This window comes from Burkholderia sp. MSMB1498 (genome assembly GCF_001526245.1).
Taxonomy (GTDB): Bacteria; Pseudomonadota; Gammaproteobacteria; order Burkholderiales; family Burkholderiaceae; genus Burkholderia; species Burkholderia savannae.
Map to the genome: position 1 here is coordinate 150,132 of NZ_LOYJ01000072.1, position 17,362 is coordinate 167,493.

Here is a 17,362-nt window from a genome sequence, read left to right on the forward strand (position 1 = left end):
ACGAAATAACAAGAAACGCGGAGATTCACTGATGTTGGGACTCTTGAACAAGTTGCTCGATGTGTTGCTGGTCGCGGCGGGGGCGCTGGTCGCGCAATTGCTGTACGACGGCGGCATGCTCGACGTGTCCGACGAGCAGCGTACGGCCATCGCGCTGCTGTGCACGCTGACGCTGATCGTGTTTCCGGCGATCGGCGTCTATGACGGCGCGCGCGAACAGATGTCGTATCGCACGCTGTCGCGTGTGCTGCTCGGCTGGCTCGGCGTCGCGGCGGTTGCCGCGACCTTCACGTTGCTGCTGCACGGCGACGCCGACGCGTCGCTCGCGTGGCTTGGCCGAACGATGCTGATGTCCGGCACGGTGCTGCTGCTCGGCAAGGTGTCGATTCACGGCGTGCTGACCGGCTGGCGCAGGCCGGGCGCGAAGCCGCGCGCGGTCGCGATCGTGGGTTCCGAGGTCTACGGGCGCGCGGTGCTCGAGCAATTGCGCGCGGCGTCGTCGCACGGCTACGAGGTCGTGTGCGTGTTCGACGAAGGCGTGCAAGCCGTCGATGCGAAGCGTCAGGTCGGCGGCGTGCCCGTCGTTTCCGATCTGCGCGAGCTGAAGCGCCACGTGCGCGCGGGTGCGATCGACGAGATCTGGCTCGCGCTGCCGCTGTCGCACGAGCGGCAGATCCAGCGGATCGTGCGCGAGTTTCGCCATGATTTCGTGAACCTGCGCTTCCTGCCCGACGTGCGCGGCATCACGTTCTTCAACCGCTCGGTCACGCAGGTGGTCGGCATGCCGGCGATCAATCTCGCGACGAGCCCGCTGTCGATTCCGCAGCTCTGGCCGAAGTTCATCTTCGATCGCATGTTCGCGCTCGCGGTGCTGATTCCGCTGTCGCCGATTCTTGCCGCGCTTGCGCTCGCGGTGAAGCTGTCGTCGCCGGGGCCCGTGCTGTTCCGGCAGAAGCGCAAGGGCGTGGACGGCCGAGAGTTCGAGATCCTGAAGTTCCGCACGATGCGCGTGCATGCCGAGGCGGCGGGCGTTGTGCGCCAGGCGTCGCGCAACGATTCGCGGATCACGAAAGTCGGCGCGTTCCTGCGCCGCACGTCGCTCGACGAACTGCCGCAGTTCTTCAACGTGCTGTTCGGCCAGATGTCGGTCGTCGGTCCGCGTCCGCACGCGATCGAGCACGACGATATCTACAAGGAGCTCGTCGACGGCTACATGTACCGTTATCGCGTGCGCCCCGGCATCACCGGCTGGGCGCAGGTGAACGGCTATCGAGGCGAGACGCGCAAGGTCGAGAAGATGGCCGCGCGCGTGAAGTTCGATCTCTTCTACATGCAGAACTGGACCTTCTGGTTCGACATCAAGATCATCCTGATCACGCTCGTCAAGGGATTCGTCGGACGCAACGCGTTCTGAACGCCGAGCGCTCGCGCATCGGAACGCGCCCGCGGAGAACTCCGCGTCGACGACCACGCTACCAAGGAGAAACCACAAGATGTTCAAGCCCCTAGCATGGGCGGCCGCCGCGGCGGCCGCCTTGTCGGGCTGTGCGCTGGCCCCCGGGCCGGCGCTCGATTCGAGCCGCATGAACGACAATCTGAGCGCACCGACGGATTCGGCGGTGTACGACGTCAAGCTGATCACGCCGCAGCTCGTCTACACGCTCAAGCAGGCCGACGAGGCCGACACGCGCGCGAAGGAAGCGGGGATCGCGCAGAGCCTGCCCGCCGCGCCCGCCGACTATCGCGTCGGCCCGGACGACGTACTCGGCATCGTCGTATGGGATCACCCCGAACTCACGCGCGGCGGCAGTAACGGCACGGGCACCGACACGTCGCCGCTCGCCGACATCGGCACGCTGCAGGCGTCGGGCGGCCTGGGCGGCGTGCTGCCGCAGCAGGTCAGCGCGTTCGGCACGAACGGGCAGGGCGAGGTCGATTCGCCGGGCCAGCGCGTCGCCGCCGACGGCACGATCTTCTTTCCGACGATCGGGCGCGTGCGTGTCGAAGGGATGAGCCCCGTGCAGATCGCCGCGCTGCTGTCGCATCGGCTCAATAAACAGATCAGGAATCCTCAGATCGACGTGCGCGTGACGCAGTACCGCAGTCAGCGCGTGCAGGTGACGGGCGACGTGAAGAACCCGGGCCAACTGTCGCTGACGGGTTCGCATCTGCGCGTCGTCGATGCGCTCAACCGCGCGGGCGGCGGCAATCCCGACGCCGATCTGCAACGCGTGCTCGTCACGCGCGGCGACCAGGTGATGACGATCGACGTGAACCGCATCCTGAATCGCGGCGACTTGCGCCAGAACATCGTGCTGCAGGCGAACGACATCGTTCACGTGCCCGATCGCATGCAGAACCGCGTGTTCGTGATGGGCGAGGTGCCGAAGCCGCAGACGGTCTACATGAACCAGGGGCAGTTGTCGCTCGCGGATGCATTGAGCGCGGCGGGCAGCATCGATCCGACGGGGGCGAATCCGCGCCAGGTGATCGTGGTCCGCCATCCGAATCCGCCGCTTGCTCAGGCACCCGGAGTGCAAAGCGGATTGCAGGAAGGCCTGAAGAAGGTCAACTACGCGCCCGAGCACAACAAGCCCGAAGTGTTCCGCCTCGATATGACGCAGGTGGACGCGCTGATGCTCGCGACCGAGTTCGACATGAAGCCGCTCGACGTCGTGTACGTGGGCACCGCGCCCGCCGCGCGCTTCAACCGGATGCTCGCGCAGATCCTGCCGACCGCCGAGTCGTTCTATCTGATCTGGTCGGTAAGCCACGGCCGCTGACGCATGCGGATGCGGCGCACGGCGACGTTCGCGCGCCGTGCGCCGCCTTGTGCGCTGCGTTGTGCGCCGCGTTGTGCGACGGAACGCACAGACCGCGCGCCACGGAACGACGACACTTGAACGTGTATAGCGTACATCCGCGACTGTCGCGGATGCGACCGTCAACCAGGTGTCGTCACGCCGCCGCTGCCGCCATGAATCTGTCTTCCCCCTTATCCAAACCGTCGCCGCATGTGCTGCGAGATCGTCAGGACTTCGATGTAATGACGGTGAGCGCGTCGCAGGCGGCGAGCGCGGTGCACGACGCGCCGCCTCGCGCCGCGCTCGCCGCCGAGCGTTCGGGCGTCGCGGCGTTGCCGGCGCCCGTCGCGATCAACGGCAAGTTCACGTCGCAGCGCCTCACGGGCGTGCAGCGCGTCGCGCACGAGTTCACGTCGGCGCTTGCGCGTCTGTTGCCGGGCGAGCGTAATCCGACGCTCGTCGTGCCGCGCGATCACGCGAGCGATGCGCTGCCGCCTGCGGTCGCGCGTCGCGTCGTGCCGCGGCTGCGCGGCGCGCTGTGGGAGCAACTGGCGCTGCCGTTCGCGACGCGCGGGCAGACGCTCGTCAGCCTCTGCAACGTCGGGCCGCTCTTCAAGCGCAACCAGGTGGTGATGATTCACGACGTCGCCGTGTTCGACTTTCCGCAGGGCTATTCGCTCACGTTCCGCCTTTGGTATCGCTTCGCGTTCTGGATGCTCAAGCGCCGCGCGCGGCACATCCTGACGGTGTCGCGTTTCTCGAAGGAGCGGATCGTCGCGCGTCTCGGCGTCGCGCCGACGGACGTGTCGACGATCGTGTCGGGCGTCGACCACTTCGGACGCGTCGAAAGCGATCCGTCGGTGCTAGAGCGGCTCGGCCTCGCCTACGACGGCTACGTGCTGATCGTCGGCTCGATCGCGCCCGGCAAGAATCTCGCGCGCACGCTCGACGCGATCGCGCGGCTCGAGCGCACGCACCCCGAGCTCAAGTTCGTGATCGCGGGCGGCAGCAACGTCAAGATTTTCGGCGCGTCGCAGCTCGGCGAGAACGCGAGCGCCCGGAACGTCACGTGGGCGGGCTACGTGAGCGACGGCGAGCTGAAGGCGCTTTACGAGCATGCCGGTTGCTTCGTATTTCCTTCGTTATACGAAGGATTCGGCCTACCGCCGCTCGAGGCGATGTATTGCGGGTGTCCCGTGATCGTGTCGCGGGCGGCGTCGCTGCCCGAGGCGTGCGGCGACGCCGCGCTGTATTGCGACGCGCACGACGCGATCGACATCGCGGCGACGATCGCGCAGCTGATGGGTAATGCCGAGCTGCGCCGCGAGATGCGCGAGAAAGGGCGCAGGCACGCGTCGCGGTATCAATGGGACGTCGCCGCGAAGCAGCTGATCGGCGTGCTGCGCGCGCTCGATTGACGCAAGCCAAAAGAAGTCGAGAGGGCGTCGGAAGCGGTGGCCGAGCCCGGCCTGAATCGCGTCCGTATTGCGGTCGTTTGGCGATCGTAACGCGTGACGACGCGATTCCACGTGACGCGCGCGAGCGATCGTCGAACCGGTAGCTCGCCGGCATCGACGCGATGCCGGACACGCGGCCGTCGCCTTCGCCGGTGCGGCCGCGGAGGCTGCGCGCGTTGAGCGTGAGGTACGCGCCCGCGCCGGCGGAAAGCCTGACCTTGTCATCGAGGAGCGCGTGCGCGAGCCACCGATGCGACATGTAGTACGCGGCGCGCACGCTCATCAACACGCCCCAGCCGTGCGAGTTCGAACAGCCGCGCCCTTCGGACGCGGCGGTCGTGTCGAGATACCGGTACGGGCCCGCGCCCGCCGAGATCACGAAGCGGTTGTCGCGCAGCGGCGGCCGGCTCCAGAGCCGGACCGCCTGGCCGTCGCGGTGGTGATTCGTAATGTGTCCCTCGTTGTACTAGGCGAAGCCCCGGCGGCCGCATAGCGGCCGAGCCCTTCCTGATAATCGAACGCCCGCGTGTAGCTGTGAGCGCCTCTGCCCGAGAGCAGACCGCCGAACGGCGCGAATTCCTGCGCGTGCGCGGATGTCGCGGCGAGCGCGGATGCGCGGACCGCGCTTCGCAGCGGAAACCGGCGGGACAGGGCGGTGCGAAGAGGCGACGACGACAGGCGGAGAACTGGCGCAACCTTTCACATGGTTTGATTCGGGTCGAACCGATTGTCGCGTAAATGGCAGGAACGTGACGTGACGCGCCGGCGCGCGACGCTGATTTCGCAAATGGCGGAAGAGACGAGCGGGAGCCGTTCGCGCGCGATGCGACGATGCAACGATGCGGCGTATTGCGCGTGCGGTGAAAGTCCGGCGGCGGCGCTTCGTACGAGCTCGCATCGCCGTGCGAGCGACGTCGCCGCGCAATCGTGCGCGGGCGGACGAGCCGGGCAAAAAAAGCGGCCCGAAGGCCGCGTCCAAACTCGCAGATTTTCCTTCGGACGGAAGGAAACAAGCAACTGTGTGCAACGAGTGTAGCGAAACCTCGCGTGCGGATTCAGCCCGTTTCGTGCAAATCTGTGTTCTCGGCGGCAGCTTTCCGCCTGCCGGCATCCGTGCATCGGCCGCCGGACGCGATGTCGCGCGCGGGCGGACGCGGCGGGGCGATCGCATCGCGCCGAGCGCCGCGCGTGCAAGATCGTCTACCATCGGAATTCAAGCGGGCGGCGTGCGCGCCCGTGCAATGTGCTCGACGATCGCAAGGAGGAGCCATGTTGACATTGCGCAAGATTGGAATCGGCGTGCTCGCGTGCGCGTTCGCGGCGGGCATCGCGCGTGCGGAGACGGTGAAGCTCGCCGCGAACCTGCAGCCGTCGAGCGAGGTGCCGCCGACGACGAGCAAGGGCTCGGGCGCGCTCGACGCGACCTACGACACGGCCACCCACACGCTGCGCTGGAACGTCGCGTACCGCGACCTGACGGGCCCGGCGACGGCCGCGCATTTTCACGGCCCCGCGCCCGTCGGCCAGAACGCGGGCGTTCAGGTGCCGATCCCGAAGGACGCGCTCGCGAGCCCGATCGCGGGCGAGAAGGCGCTGACCGACGAGCAGGTCGGCGACCTGATGGCGGGCAAGTGGTATTTCAACGTGCATACGAAAGCCCATCCGGGCGGCGAGATTCGCGGCCAGATCCGGCCGGCGAACTGAGCCGCGCAGGCGGATTTAGAGGGGCCAATCGACGGACGCGCGCCGAATCGCACGTAGTATCGTCACGTTCTTCTGGTTCGGAGTGCGTTCGATGAGTTGGCAGAGCAAAGTCGCGTGCTGGCTGCTGCGCCGGCAATTTCGGCCCGAGACGCTGCGGCCCGTGATCGATCCGGCGCGCGCGCGGCGTCTGACGAAGCTGCGCATGCGCGTGCCGCGCCGCCCGCCCGCGGGCTGGCGGCTGCGCGAGCGCTACGCCGACGGCGACGCGCCGTTGCGCGGAGAATGGCTCGAGCGCGCGGACGCGCTGCGCGGCCACGCGCGGCACAGCCGGATGCTGCTGTATTTCCACGGCGGCGGCTATTACTTCTGCTGCCCGCAGACGCATCGGCCGCTCGTGTTCGCGCTGACGAAGCACGCGGGCGTGCGCTCGTTCTCGCTCGACTACCGGCTCGCGCCCGAGCATCCGTTTCCGGCCGCGCTCGACGACGCGCTCGCGGCGTACCGGCATCTCGTCGCGGCGGGCACGCCGCCCGAATCGATCGTGTTCGGCGGCGATTCGGCGGGCGGCGGCCTTGCGCTCGCGACGCTCGTCGCGCTGCGCGACGCGGGCGATCCGCTGCCCGCGGGCGCCGTGCTGTTCTCGCCGTGGACCGATCTCGCCGCGACGGGCGACACGCTGCGCTCGCACGACGGCCTCGATCCGATGTTCGCGGGCGCGGCGCTCGGCCGCGCGGCGCGCCTCTATCTCGGCGACACGCCGGGCACGCATCCGTACGCATCGCCGCTATACGCGGATTACACGGGATTGCCGCCGCTCTTCATCCAGGCGGGCAGCACCGAGGTGCTGCTCGACGATTCGCGGCGCGTCGCGCACAAGGCGCGCGCGGCGGGCGTGCACGTCGAGCTCGAGGTGTGGCCGGAGATGCCGCACGTGTGGCAGATCTACGTGCCGTTCGTGCCCGAATCGTCGCGGGCGCTCGAGCGCGCGGCCGCGTTCGTGCGGCGCGTCGCCGTCGAGCGCGCGACTCAGCGTACGGCCGACGCGTCGATCGCCTGATACGCGGCCTTCACGGCCGCCTGCCCGTACTTGCGCTCGAGCCGGCGCACCGCGAAGTGGCCGTGCGCGGCCTGCTGGAAGTGGTCGATGAAGAGCGTATTGACGGTTGCGCCGAGCACGGCGCCGATCGCCGGAATCGACTTCGCGGCGATCTGCTCGGTCACCTGCACCGAAAAGCGCGACGCGATCGACTGCACGAGGCGCAGCAGGGCGGTCGAGCCGTGCGTCGCGAAACCCTTCGACGCCATCTCCGACGAGGCTTTCGACACCGCCTGCGCGAGTGCGCCGCGCAGCACGAAATAGCCGATGTCGGCGTCCTCCTCTTCCTTCTCGCGCCTGTCCCGCCGCGCATTGCCGCCGGTTTTGTCCGCGCCCGGCAGCGGGCCGAAGCCGCCGCCCATCCCGAGCACCGCGAGGCATTGCAGCTGCGCCTCGGCGGCCGACAGATCCTCGCCCTCGCTGCGCGCGATGTCGCAGATCGAGCGGAACATCAGCGTCGTCGTGACGGGCAGCTCGACAGGCAGCGCGAACAGGCCGAACGCGCCGCCCGCCGCGCCCGTCGTCGCGACGGCGAGCTTGTGCAGCAGGTTGCTCGGCTTGCTCGGCGTCTCGCCCTCGCTCGCGACGCCGCCCGACTTGCCGAGCGTGCGCAGCGCGATGTGCAGGCACTTGCGCAGCGCGAGCTGCGTCGCGTCGTTGATCTTGTCGGTCGCGAAGCCGGGCAGCTTGCCGATCATCTTCTCGACGGGCGCGCCGACGACGCTCGTCAGCTTGATCGTCAGCGACGGGCTTTCGAGCGCCTGCTTCGCCCGGCGCAGCGTGTCGAGATCCTCGGCCGACAGCGTCGGCCCGGTAACGATTGTGAGCGGTTCCATCTGACTCCTTCGCGGCGCGCATCGCATGGGGGGCGCCGGCTAGATTACCCGATGCATGATAAAATTTTTAATTCGTTGACGCATCAAAAGTTGCGCGAACAAAAAATGGCTGTCCATACCGCCGCCCACCATTCGAGCGGGCAAGTCCTTCCGTTTCGAGAATCGCTGCTCGCGATGCTCGGCATTTCCTTCGTGACGATGCTCGTCGCGCTCGACCAGACGGTGGTCGGCACCGCGCTGCCGACGATCGTCGCCGAGCTGCGCGGCTTCGACCTGTACGCGTGGGTCGCGACGTCGTACCTGCTCGCGTCGGTGATCACGGTGCCGATCTTCGGGCGGCTCGGCGACTATTACGGGCGCAAGCCGTTCGTGATCGCGTCGCTCGTCGTGTTCACGGGGGCGTCGGTGCTGTGCGGGATGGCGCAGGACATGCTGTCGCTCGTGCTCGCGCGCGGGTTGCAGGGAATCGGCGGCGGGATGCTCGTCGGCACCGCGTTCGCGTGTATTCCGGACCTCTTTCCCGATTCGGTCGTGCGGCTGCGCTGGCAGGTGCTGATGAGCTCGGCGTTCGGCATCGCGAACGCGATCGGGCCGTCGCTCGGCGGCGTGCTCACGCAGAACTACGGCTGGCGCTCGGTGTTCTACGTGAATCTGCCGGTGGGCCTGCTGTCGCTTTTCTTCGTGTGGCGCTATCTGCCGCACATGCGGCACGTCGAGCACAGCGCCAAGATGCGGCTCGACTGGCCGGGCGCGCTCCTCATCGCGGCGACGCTCGGCGCGATGCAGCTTTTCGTCGAATGGCTGCCGAAGTACGGGATCGGCGGCTGGCCGACGCTGCTGCTCGTCGCCGCGCTTGCGGGCGGCGTCGCGCTGTGGCGCTGGGAGAAGCGCTGCGCGCAGCCGATTCTGCCGTTCGACATGTTCTCGAACCGTGCGCTGTCGGCGCTCTTCATTCTCGCGATCCTCGCCGGCTTCGCGATGTTCTCGCTCCTTTTCTACGCGCCGCTGCTGTTCCAGGGCGGTTTCGGGATGTCGCCGCAGCAGGCGGGCGTCGTCATCACGCCGCTCGTCGTGTTCATCACGATCGGCAGCATCATGAACGGCCGCGTGATCACGCGCATCCGCCACCCGAATGCGATGCTGTACGTCGGTTTCCTGCTGTTCGCGATCGCGTGCGGGGGCGTCGTCGCGTCGACGCACGCGACGCCCGGCTGGGCGCTGATGGCGCTGATGGTCGCGGGCGGCGTGGGCCTCGGCTTCGTGCTGCCGAACCTGACCGTGTTCGCGCAGCAGACGGCGGGCCGCGAGCATCTCGGGATCGCGACCGCGCTGCTGCAATCGCTGCGGATGGTGGGCGGGATGGTCGGCACGGCGCTCACGGGCACGCTCGTCAACCAGCTCTACGCGAGCGGCGTGCGCGACGCGCTCGCCGCCGACGGCGCGCTGCGGTGGCAGGCGAGCCTCGCCGATCCGCAGGTGCTGATCGACCGCGCCGCGCAGGCGCGCCTGGTGGACGAACTCGCGCGCGCCGGGCATCATGGCGCGCGTTTGCTCGAAGCGGCGCGCGAGTCGCTCGTCGGCGCGATTCATATCGGCATCGCGCTCGGCGCGCTCGTCGCGCTCGTCGCGGTGTGGCAAAGCCGCCGCGTGCCGCCCGTCGCGCTGCGCCGCAAGCTCGAGCCGACCGTCGTCGCCGAGTGAGCGGGCGCTTGCTCGCGCCATCCCTATCAGTTTGCTTATCGGAGCCGAAGTCAGCGCATGGAAGAACAGGACCGCATCGCGATCTTGCAGCAGTTCGGACGCACGTACCGCGCGTTCATGGCCGCGTTCGAGACGCACGTCGGGCAGCCGCTGCCGCGCTGGCGCATCATGGTCGCGCTCGAGCAGCAAGGCGGGGCGTCGTCGCAGAAGCGGCTCGTCGAGCTGTTGCGCGTCGATCCGGGCGCGCTCACGCGCCAGTTGAAGACGCTCGAGACGCTCGGCTGGATCGACCGCGAAGCCGATCCGCGCGACAACCGCGTGACGAACGTGAAGCTGACGAGCGCCGGGCGCGCGGCGTTCGAGGCGTGCCTGCCGCGCCGCAATGCGTTCCTGCACGACACGATGGCGTCGCTGCCGGACGATGCGCTCAATGCGCTGTCCGGCGCATTGGCGATGCTGGAGGCGCGCGTCGCCGAAGTGGGCGGCGCGCCGCAGGCGAAGGCCGCGACGCGCTGAGCGCGCGGCGTGCATGCGGTGCGCGCCGCCGCGCGCGCCGGCTCAGAGTTCGATGCGCGTGCCGAGCAGCGCGAGGAATTGCGACAGCCACGCGGGATGCGCGGGCCACGCGGGCGCGGTGACGAACGGCGCGTCGGTGACGGCGGCGTCGACCGGGATATCCGCATATTCGCCGCCCGCGAGCCGCACTTCCGGCGCGCACGCCGGGTAGGCCGAAATCCGCTTGCCGCGGATCACGTCGGCCGCCGCGAGCAATTGCGCCGCGTGACAAATCGCCGCAATCGGCTTCTTCGCTTCGGCGAACGCGCGCACGAGCGCGATCACTTTCGGGTCGAGACGCAGATACTCCGGCGCGCGGCCGCCGGCGATCGCGAGCGCGTCGTAGCCCGTCGCGTCGACGTCGTCTAACGTCGCGTTGAGCGTGAACTGGTGGCCGGGCTTTTCCGTGTACGTCTGATCGCCTTCGAAATCGTGAATCGCCGTCTTCACCTTGTCGCCCGCGCGCTTGCCGGGGCAGACGGCGTCGACGTGATGGCCGATCGCGAGCAGCGCCTGGAACGGCACCATCGTCTCGTAGTCTTCGGCGAAATCGCCCGTCAGAAACAGAATCTTCTTTGCTGCCATGGCCTTCTCCTGTTGAACGACGTCGGATGATCCAGGACGAACGGGCAGTGTACTCCGGCCCGCCGCGATGCAGATGACGCGCGCGTGAAGCGCGCGTGACGCAAGGGGCGATCGGGTGCGCGGCCGCCGCACCGGCGCGGCGCGCACGGATGATGGGGCCGTCGGCGTCAGGATGCTTGGCGAGGCGGCTGCCCTCTCGGCGGCGCGGAGAAGGTGGCGCCGGACGGAATGAAATGATGCGCGGAGCGCGGCGCGGATGGGCGAAGCGTGCGGCGTGCGGGCGTTGCGCGAGCGTGCGCCGCCGATCGCGAAACGAACGGGCGCGGGAACGGCGAATCGAGCGGCGACTCGGCATGCACGGCACGCGCGGCATGCACGACGCGCGTGGCGCTAGCGCGCGCTCGTGCGCGACTGCTTCGCGCGAACGCCGGCTGCCCGTGCGCCAGATCGCTACCGCGGCCCGCCAAACGTGCGTCGACGCCGCAAGTGCGCGTGGATCGCCTCGGTCACGTGACGGCGCGAATCGATGACGAAGTAGCGAAGTAGCGACGAAGCGACGAAGCGACGAAGCGACGAAGAGCGGCGGCCGCCGCTCGGGTGCGACGCGGCACGCGCGTCGTCATGCCGCGCCGTGCGTTGCCGCACTCGGTCGCCCCTCGCGAGCGGCCGCCGCTCGCGCCGCCGGCCGCTTGCGCGAAACGCGAGTCGACGTCAGAAGTACGTCTCGATCACTTCGGTCACGCGGTACTGCGGATCGACGACGAGCAACTGCCGCCATTTGTCGAACGTGAGGCACGGGTGCGAGATGTCGAACGCCACCATGTCGCCGACCTTCAGGTCCGCGCCTGCCGGAATCTTCAAGTACGCGTGCTGATCCATCAGCCCGGTCACCTCCCAGCCTTCGCCCGGCGCGATCTCGCGCGGCAGCCCGCCCGCGCTCGGGCGGAAGTGGCGCGCCGGCTCCGGCAGGCCCGCGTCGAACGCCGAGTCGCGCTTGCCGAGCGCGACGATCGCGCGCTCCGGCTCCGGAATCGATTGCACGTACGCCCACAGTTGCAGCGCCGGCAGCAGGCCTTCGCCCATCTTCCGCGCGATCGGGTTGCGCGCGAAGATGTCGGTCTGCGCCTTCTTGTAGATGCCGACGTCGTGCGTCAGATAGCAGCCGGGGCGCAGCACGACGTCGATCACGCCGGCGTCGGACGCCTGCGCGAACTCCTCGGCGACCACGTCGTACCATGCGGAGCCCGCGCCCGACAGCAGCGCCGGCGCGCGCGCGAAGCGGCCCGCCGACGCGAGCTCGTGCACGAGCCCGACCGCGCGCCTGAGGAACGCGCGGATCTCGCCTTCCTCCTTCAACACGCCTTCGTACAGCTCGATGCCCGCGAGCTTCAGCACGCCCGCGTGGCGCGCGATCGCGGCGAGCACCGCGTCGCGTTGCGCGTCGTCGCGCACGCCGGTGCGCCCGCCCGGCACGCCGAGCTCGAGCAGCACGTTGAGCGGCTTGCCCGCCGCGCCGAAGAAGCGGCCGAGTTGCTCGACGCCGTCGACCGAGTCGACGAGGCAGAAGAATTCGAAATCGGGGTCGGTCAGCAGCTCGGCGATCATCGCCATGTTGTGCTTGCCGACGAGCTGGTTCGCGAGCAGCACGCGCCGCACGCCGCCGTGGTACGCGGCGCGCACCTGATGCGCGGTCGCGAGCGTGATGCCCCATGCGCCCGTTTCGAGCTGGCGGCGGAACAACTGCGGCGCCATCGTCGTCTTGCCGTGCGGCGCGAGCTTCACGCCGTATTCGGCGACGAACGCCTGCATCCACTTCAGGTTGTGCTCGATCCGCTGCGCATACAGCACGGCGGCGGGCAGGCTCACGTCCTCGGCGAGCAGATTCCATTCGAGGCGGCCCGCGTCGGCGAGCGGCACGCTCGCGCTCGGCACGTTGCCGAGGCCCTTGCCGAACGGATCGATCGTCGCTTCCTGATAGTTTGTAACTTTCATCTCATCTCGCTCCATCGTCCATATATATCGATGCGAAGTTGACTTCGCGATAGTACAGAAAGTAGCATCGCTGCGGTGATGTTATTTATTAACAAGCCGGTTCGCACCGGCTGCCCCTGCAAGTACGCCGCGTCCCCATGATCTCGTCCATCGAGCAGCCCGCCTTCGACATCGTCGCCCGGATCACCGAGTGCGCGCCCGAGCTGCGCGACGCCGAGCGCAAGGTCGCGGCGCTGATCCTCGGCGATTTGGCCCAGGCCGCGCACGCGAGCATCGGCGCGCTCGCCGCGCAGGCGGACGTGAGTGTCGCGACCGTCACGCGTTTCGCGAAGGCGGTCGGCTGCCGCGACGTGCGCGAGCTGAAGCTGCGGCTCGCGCAGGCGGCGGCGGTCGGCCAGCGCTTTCTGACCCCGGCCGAGGCCGACTCGGAGCGCGACGCAACGCCCGTCGCGCGCGTGTACGAGGACGTGCAGATCGCGCTCGAGCACAACCACCGGCTGCTGCGCCAGACGCCGTTCGACGGGCCGGCCACGGCCCTCGCCGCCGCGAACATGATCTACGTGTACGGCCAGGGCGGCGGCTCGACCGCGCTCGCCGACGAGCTGCGCTTTCGCCTCGTGCGCTTCGGCCGGCCGGTCGCGAGCTACCAGGACGCGCTGTTGCAGCGGATGGTCGCGAGCACGGCGGCGCCCGGCTGCGTCGTCGTCGCGTTGTCGGTGTCGGGGCGCGTTCCCGAGCAGATCGAGAGCTGCGCGCTCGCGAAGCGCTACGGCGCGACGCTCGTCGCGATCACCGCGCCCGCGTCGCCGCTCGCGCAGCTCGCCGATCACCTGATTCCCGTCGTCGCGTTCGAAACCGATTTCATCTTCAAGCCGTCGACATCGCGCTATGCGATGCTGATGGCGCTCGACGTGCTCGTCACCGAAGTCGCGCTGCGGCTCGGCGACGACTGCCGCGAGCTGTTGCGCCGGATGAAGCACGCGCTCGACCTGCACCGAGGCGGCGGCGACCGCCAACCGTTAGGAGACTGACATGCACTCGCATCCCGAAGCGGCCGATACGCTGATCGTCGGCGCGCAGTTGTACGACGGCACGGGCGCGCCTCCCGTCGAGCGCGACGTCGCGATTCGCGGCGACCGGATCGCCGCGATCGGCAACCTGTCGAACTGGCTCGCCGAGCAGGTGGTCGAGGCGAACGGCCGCGCGCTCGCGCCCGGCTTCGTCGACGTGCACACGCACGACGATACGCACGTGATCGACGCGCCGCAGATGCTGCCGAAGATTTCGCAGGGCGTGACGACGGTGATCGTCGGCAATTGCGGGATCAGCGCGTCGCCCGTCGCGCTGAGCGGCGATCCGCCCGATCCGATGAACCTGCTCGGCGCGCGCGAGGCGTTTCGCTATCCGACCTTCGCCGCGTACGTCGACGCGGTGGGCGCGGCGCGGCCGGCCGTGAACGTCGCGGCGCTCGTCGGCCATACCGCGCTGCGCAACAACCAGATGGACCGGCTCGACCGCGCGGCAACCGAATCCGAAATCGCCGCGATGCGCGCGCAGCTCGAGGAGGCGCTCGCGCACGGCGCGCTCGGCCTGAGCTCGGGGCTCGCGTACGGCTCCGCGTTCGCCGCGCCGACCGAAGAGGTGATGGCGCTCGCCGAGCCGCTCGCGAACGCGGGCGCCGTCTACACGACGCACATGCGCACCGAATTCGACGCGATCCTCGACGCGATGGACGAGGCGTACCGCGTCGGCCGGCATGCGCGCGTGCCCGTCGTGATCTCGCATCTGAAGTGCGCGGGGCCGTCGAACTGGGGGCGCAGCGGCGAAGTGCTCGCGTCGCTCGAGGGCGCGCGGCGCATCCAGCCCGTCGGCTGCGACTGCTATCCGTACAGCCGCAGCTCGTCGACGCTCGACATCAAGCAGGCGACGGGCGACATCGACATCACGATCACGTGGTCGCGGCCGCATCCGGAGATGGCGGGCAAGCTGCTGAAGGCGATCGCACGCGAATGGGGCGTGCCCGAGCAGGACGCGGCGCGCCGATTGCAGCCCGCGGGCGCCGTGTATCACAACATGTCGGAGGACGACGTGCGCCGGATTCTGTCGCATCCGGCGACGATGGTCGGCTCCGACGGCCTGCCGAACGATCCGCTGCCGCATCCGCGCCTCTGGGGCGCGTTTCCGCGCGTGCTCGGCCACTACGCGCGCGACGAACGGCTGATCCCGCTCGAGGAGGCGGTGCGCAAGATGACGTCGCTGTCGGCGCGGCGCTTCGGGCTCGCGCAGCGCGGCGAAGTGCGGGTCGGCCATCACGCGGACCTCGTGCTGTTCGACGCGGATCGCGTGCGCGACGCGGCGACGTTCGAGCAGCCGCAGCAGCCGGCGCACGGGATCGAGGCGGTGTGGGTGAACGGCGTGCTGTCGTATTGCGGCGGCGCGCCGACGGGCGAGCGCGCCGGCCGCTTCGTCGCGCGCGGCGCGCGCGCCGCGGCGACGGCGGACGACGCGTTCTGAACGTGCCTGATTGCCGTGATGGAAGCGGCTCCCGATCCGGTCGAGGCGCGTGGCGGTAATCGAACGTCGGCAATGGAACGTCGGCAATGGAACGTCGGCAATGGAACGTCGGCAATGGAACGTCGGCAATGGAACGTCGCGCGCCGCGCGCCTTGCGCGGGCGGCGCGCGTTGGCAAACGAAACGAAGGAGTGAAACGATGAAGCGATATGGCGTGGGCGAAGCGAAGGGCACGGGCGGTCAGGTGATGCCGTTCGCGCGTGCGGTCGAGGCGGACGGGTGGCTCTACGTGTCCGGCCAGACGCCGATGGTGAACGGCGAGGTCGTCGAGGGCGGGATCGTCACGCAGTCGAAGCAGGCGATCGAGAACGTGATCGCGATCCTGAAGGAAGCGGGCTACGGCCTCGAGCACGTCGTGCGCTGCGGCGTGTGGCTCGACGACGCGCGCGATTTCGCGTCGTTCAACAAGGTCTTCATCTCGTATTTCGGCGAGCATCCGCCCGCGCGCGCGTGCGTGCAGTCGAGCATGGTGATCGACTGCAAGGTCGAAGTCGACTGTATCGCGTACAAGGCGCCGGCGAAGTGACGCGGCGCGCGCCGCGCGCGGCACGTCGGCGGTAAACGAAAAACGGGGCCCCGAGCGGGCCCCGTTTTTTCATGGGCGAACCGGATCGGCGCTCGCGGGCGGGGCGCGGCTGATCGATCGCCTCGCACCATCCCGCGCCATCTCTCGCCATCTCGCGGCAAGCCGAGCATTCGCACGCAGGCGGCGCTCGGTGACGGCCGATGGCGGCGCGCGACGCTCGCGCCGCGAGCGTCACCGCCCGCGCGTCACTGCCGCGCGGTGCGCGCGTTGTCCGGCATCGGCTGGTTGTAATTGGTGCGGAACGGATTGATGTCGAGCCCGCCGCGGCGCGTGTAACGCGCGTAGACGGCGAGCTTCACCGGCTTGCACGCGCGCAGGATGTCGACGAAGATCCGCTCGACGCACTGCTCGTGAAAGCCCGTGTGATTGCGAAACGAAATGATGTAGCGCAGCAGGCCGGCATGATCGATCGGCGCGCCGATGTAGTGGATCTGCACGCTGCCCCAGTCTGGCTGGCCCGTCACCGGGCAGTTCGATTTCAGCAGATCGGTGACGAGCGTCTCCTCGACGGGCGCCTCGTCGTGCGATGCGGTGAGGAACGACGGATCGGGCTCGTAGACGTCGGCTTCGAGATCGAGGCGGTCGAGCGACAGCCCGTCGAGCTCGTCCATCTGCAGCTTGCGGAATTCGGCGGGCGGCGCAAGGCGCACCGTCACGTTCGCGCCGCATGCGGCCGACACGTCGCGCTTGAGCGTGTCGCGCACCGCGTCGATCGATTCGAACGCGGTCTGCGCGAACGAGCCGAGATACAGCTTGAACGACTTCGATTCGACGATGTTCGGCGATTCGGCCGGCACGTAGAACGTCGCGATCGCGACTTGCGGCTTGCCGCGCGCGTTGAGCCACGACAGCTCGTACGCGTTCCAGATGTCGGTGCCGAAGAACGGCAGCTGCGCGCCGATGCCGATCTGCTCGCGCGCGCCCGCGCGCGGGATCGGAAACAGCAGCGACGCATCGTAGGCGCCCGAGTAGACGGTCGTCTTGCCGAGCGGGGAGTGTTCGGGGTTCATATCGTATGGGGATTGCGGATCAGGACAGGAAGAGGCGATACGCGGGATTGCCGCTCTCTTCCCAGAACGGATAGCCGAGCGCCGCGAGGAAGCGCTCGAACTCCGCGTGGTCGGCCTGCGGCACTTGCAGGCCGACGAGGATCGAGCTGTAGTCGGCGCCCTGGTTCCGGTAGTGGAACAGGCTGATGTTCCAGTCGGGCGCCATCGACGACAGGAACTTCATCAGCGCGCCCGGCCGCTCGGGGAATTCGAAGCGGAACAGCCGCTCGTCGTGCGCGAGCGGCGAGCGGCCGCCGACCATGTAGCGGACGTGCTGCTTCGACAGCTCGTCGCCCGACAGATCGACAGTGTCGAAGCCGTGCACGGCGAAGTTGCGCGCGATCTCATCCGATTCGTCGCGCCGCTTGATCTGCACGCCGACGAAGATGTGCGCCGATTGCGCGTCGGCGATCCGGTAGTTGAA

The 17,362-nt window shown here is 68.8% G+C and carries 14 protein-coding genes and 2 pseudogenes; 10 read left to right on the forward strand and 6 right to left on the reverse strand.

The window, feature by feature from the left end; translation table 11 throughout:
• Positions 1-31: 31 nt before the first annotated feature.
• From WS91_RS16560 to WS91_RS16570, 3 genes are all read left to right on the forward strand, one after another.
• Positions 32-1,414: an undecaprenyl-phosphate glucose phosphotransferase gene (locus WS91_RS16560; protein WP_038744385.1), complete on the forward strand. Its 1,383-nt coding sequence runs from the start codon at positions 32-34 to the stop codon at positions 1,412-1,414.
• 79 nt (positions 1,415-1,493) lie between these two features.
• On the forward strand, positions 1,494-2,783 hold the full coding sequence (locus WS91_RS16565) for a polysaccharide biosynthesis/export family protein (RefSeq protein WP_038744383.1): 1,290 nt from the start codon (positions 1,494-1,496) through the stop codon (positions 2,781-2,783).
• 194 nt (positions 2,784-2,977) lie between these two features.
• Positions 2,978-4,222: a glycosyltransferase family 4 protein gene (locus WS91_RS16570; RefSeq protein WP_038744381.1), complete on the forward strand. Its 1,245-nt coding sequence runs from the start codon at positions 2,978-2,980 to the stop codon at positions 4,220-4,222.
• A 30-nt stretch (positions 4,223-4,252) separates the two neighbouring features.
• On the opposite strand, the pseudogene WS91_RS33440 reads toward WS91_RS16570, so the two are convergent.
• Positions 4,253-4,939, reverse strand: a pseudogene (locus WS91_RS33440) (hypothetical protein); the annotation flags it as partial.
• Between the two features lie 591 nt (positions 4,940-5,530).
• Here WS91_RS33440 and WS91_RS16575 point away from each other — a divergent pair.
• Positions 5,531-5,965 (forward strand): CHRD domain-containing protein, encoded by a 435-nt coding sequence (locus WS91_RS16575; protein WP_038744379.1) that lies wholly within the window; start codon positions 5,531-5,533, stop codon positions 5,963-5,965.
• Between the two features lie 91 nt (positions 5,966-6,056).
• Entirely contained in the window at positions 6,057-7,022 is a 966-nt protein-coding gene (locus WS91_RS16580) for an alpha/beta hydrolase (protein ID WP_038744377.1), read from the forward strand.
• On the opposite strand, the gene WS91_RS16585 is transcribed toward WS91_RS16580, so the two are convergent.
• Entirely contained in the window at positions 6,992-7,897 is a 906-nt protein-coding gene (locus WS91_RS16585) for an EcsC family protein (RefSeq protein ID WP_059575879.1), read from the reverse strand. The genes WS91_RS16580 and WS91_RS16585 overlap by 31 nt on opposite strands.
• A 105-nt stretch (positions 7,898-8,002) precedes the next feature.
• Between WS91_RS16585 and WS91_RS16590 the strand changes: the two genes are divergently transcribed.
• Positions 8,003-9,598, forward strand: a complete 1,596-nt coding sequence (locus WS91_RS16590) for an MDR family MFS transporter (RefSeq protein WP_059670625.1) — start codon at positions 8,003-8,005, stop codon at positions 9,596-9,598.
• A gap of 57 nt (positions 9,599-9,655) precedes the next feature.
• Entirely contained in the window at positions 9,656-10,114 is a 459-nt protein-coding gene (locus WS91_RS16595; RefSeq protein ID WP_059644044.1) for a MarR family winged helix-turn-helix transcriptional regulator, read from the forward strand.
• 42 nt (positions 10,115-10,156) lie between these two features.
• Here WS91_RS16595 and WS91_RS16600 read toward each other — a convergent pair whose 3' ends face one another.
• Positions 10,157-10,738, reverse strand: coding sequence for a DJ-1/PfpI family protein (locus WS91_RS16600; protein ID WP_059670626.1), 582 nt, complete (start codon positions 10,736-10,738; stop codon positions 10,157-10,159).
• Positions 10,739-11,449: 711 nt separating this feature from the next.
• Positions 11,450-12,730, reverse strand: coding sequence for an amino acid deaminase (locus WS91_RS16605; protein ID WP_059644042.1), 1,281 nt, complete (start codon positions 12,728-12,730; stop codon positions 11,450-11,452).
• 137 nt (positions 12,731-12,867) lie between these two features.
• Between WS91_RS16605 and WS91_RS16610 the strand changes: the two genes are divergently transcribed.
• The 3 genes from WS91_RS16610 (at position 12,868) to WS91_RS16620 (ending at position 15,829) form a co-directional block, all read left to right on the forward strand.
• Positions 12,868-13,761 (forward strand): MurR/RpiR family transcriptional regulator, encoded by an 894-nt coding sequence (locus tag WS91_RS16610; RefSeq protein WP_038744364.1) that lies wholly within the window; start codon positions 12,868-12,870, stop codon positions 13,759-13,761.
• A gap of 1 nt (position 13,762) precedes the next feature.
• Complete coding sequence (locus tag WS91_RS16615; protein ID WP_038744362.1) at positions 13,763-15,244, forward strand: N-acyl-D-amino-acid deacylase family protein; 1,482 nt, start codon at positions 13,763-13,765, stop codon at positions 15,242-15,244.
• A 198-nt stretch (positions 15,245-15,442) separates the two neighbouring features.
• A complete protein-coding gene (locus WS91_RS16620; protein ID WP_004189219.1) occupies positions 15,443-15,829 on the forward strand; it encodes a RidA family protein in 387 nt (128 codons plus the stop codon).
• Between the two features lie 245 nt (positions 15,830-16,074).
• Here WS91_RS16620 and queF read toward each other — a convergent pair whose 3' ends face one another.
• Positions 16,075-16,899, reverse strand: a complete 825-nt coding sequence (gene queF / locus WS91_RS16625; RefSeq protein WP_038744705.1) for an NADPH-dependent 7-cyano-7-deazaguanine reductase QueF — start codon at positions 16,897-16,899, stop codon at positions 16,075-16,077.
• Between the two features lie 19 nt (positions 16,900-16,918).
• Positions 16,919-17,362, reverse strand: a pseudogene (locus tag WS91_RS16630) (threonine ammonia-lyase, biosynthetic); the annotation flags it as partial.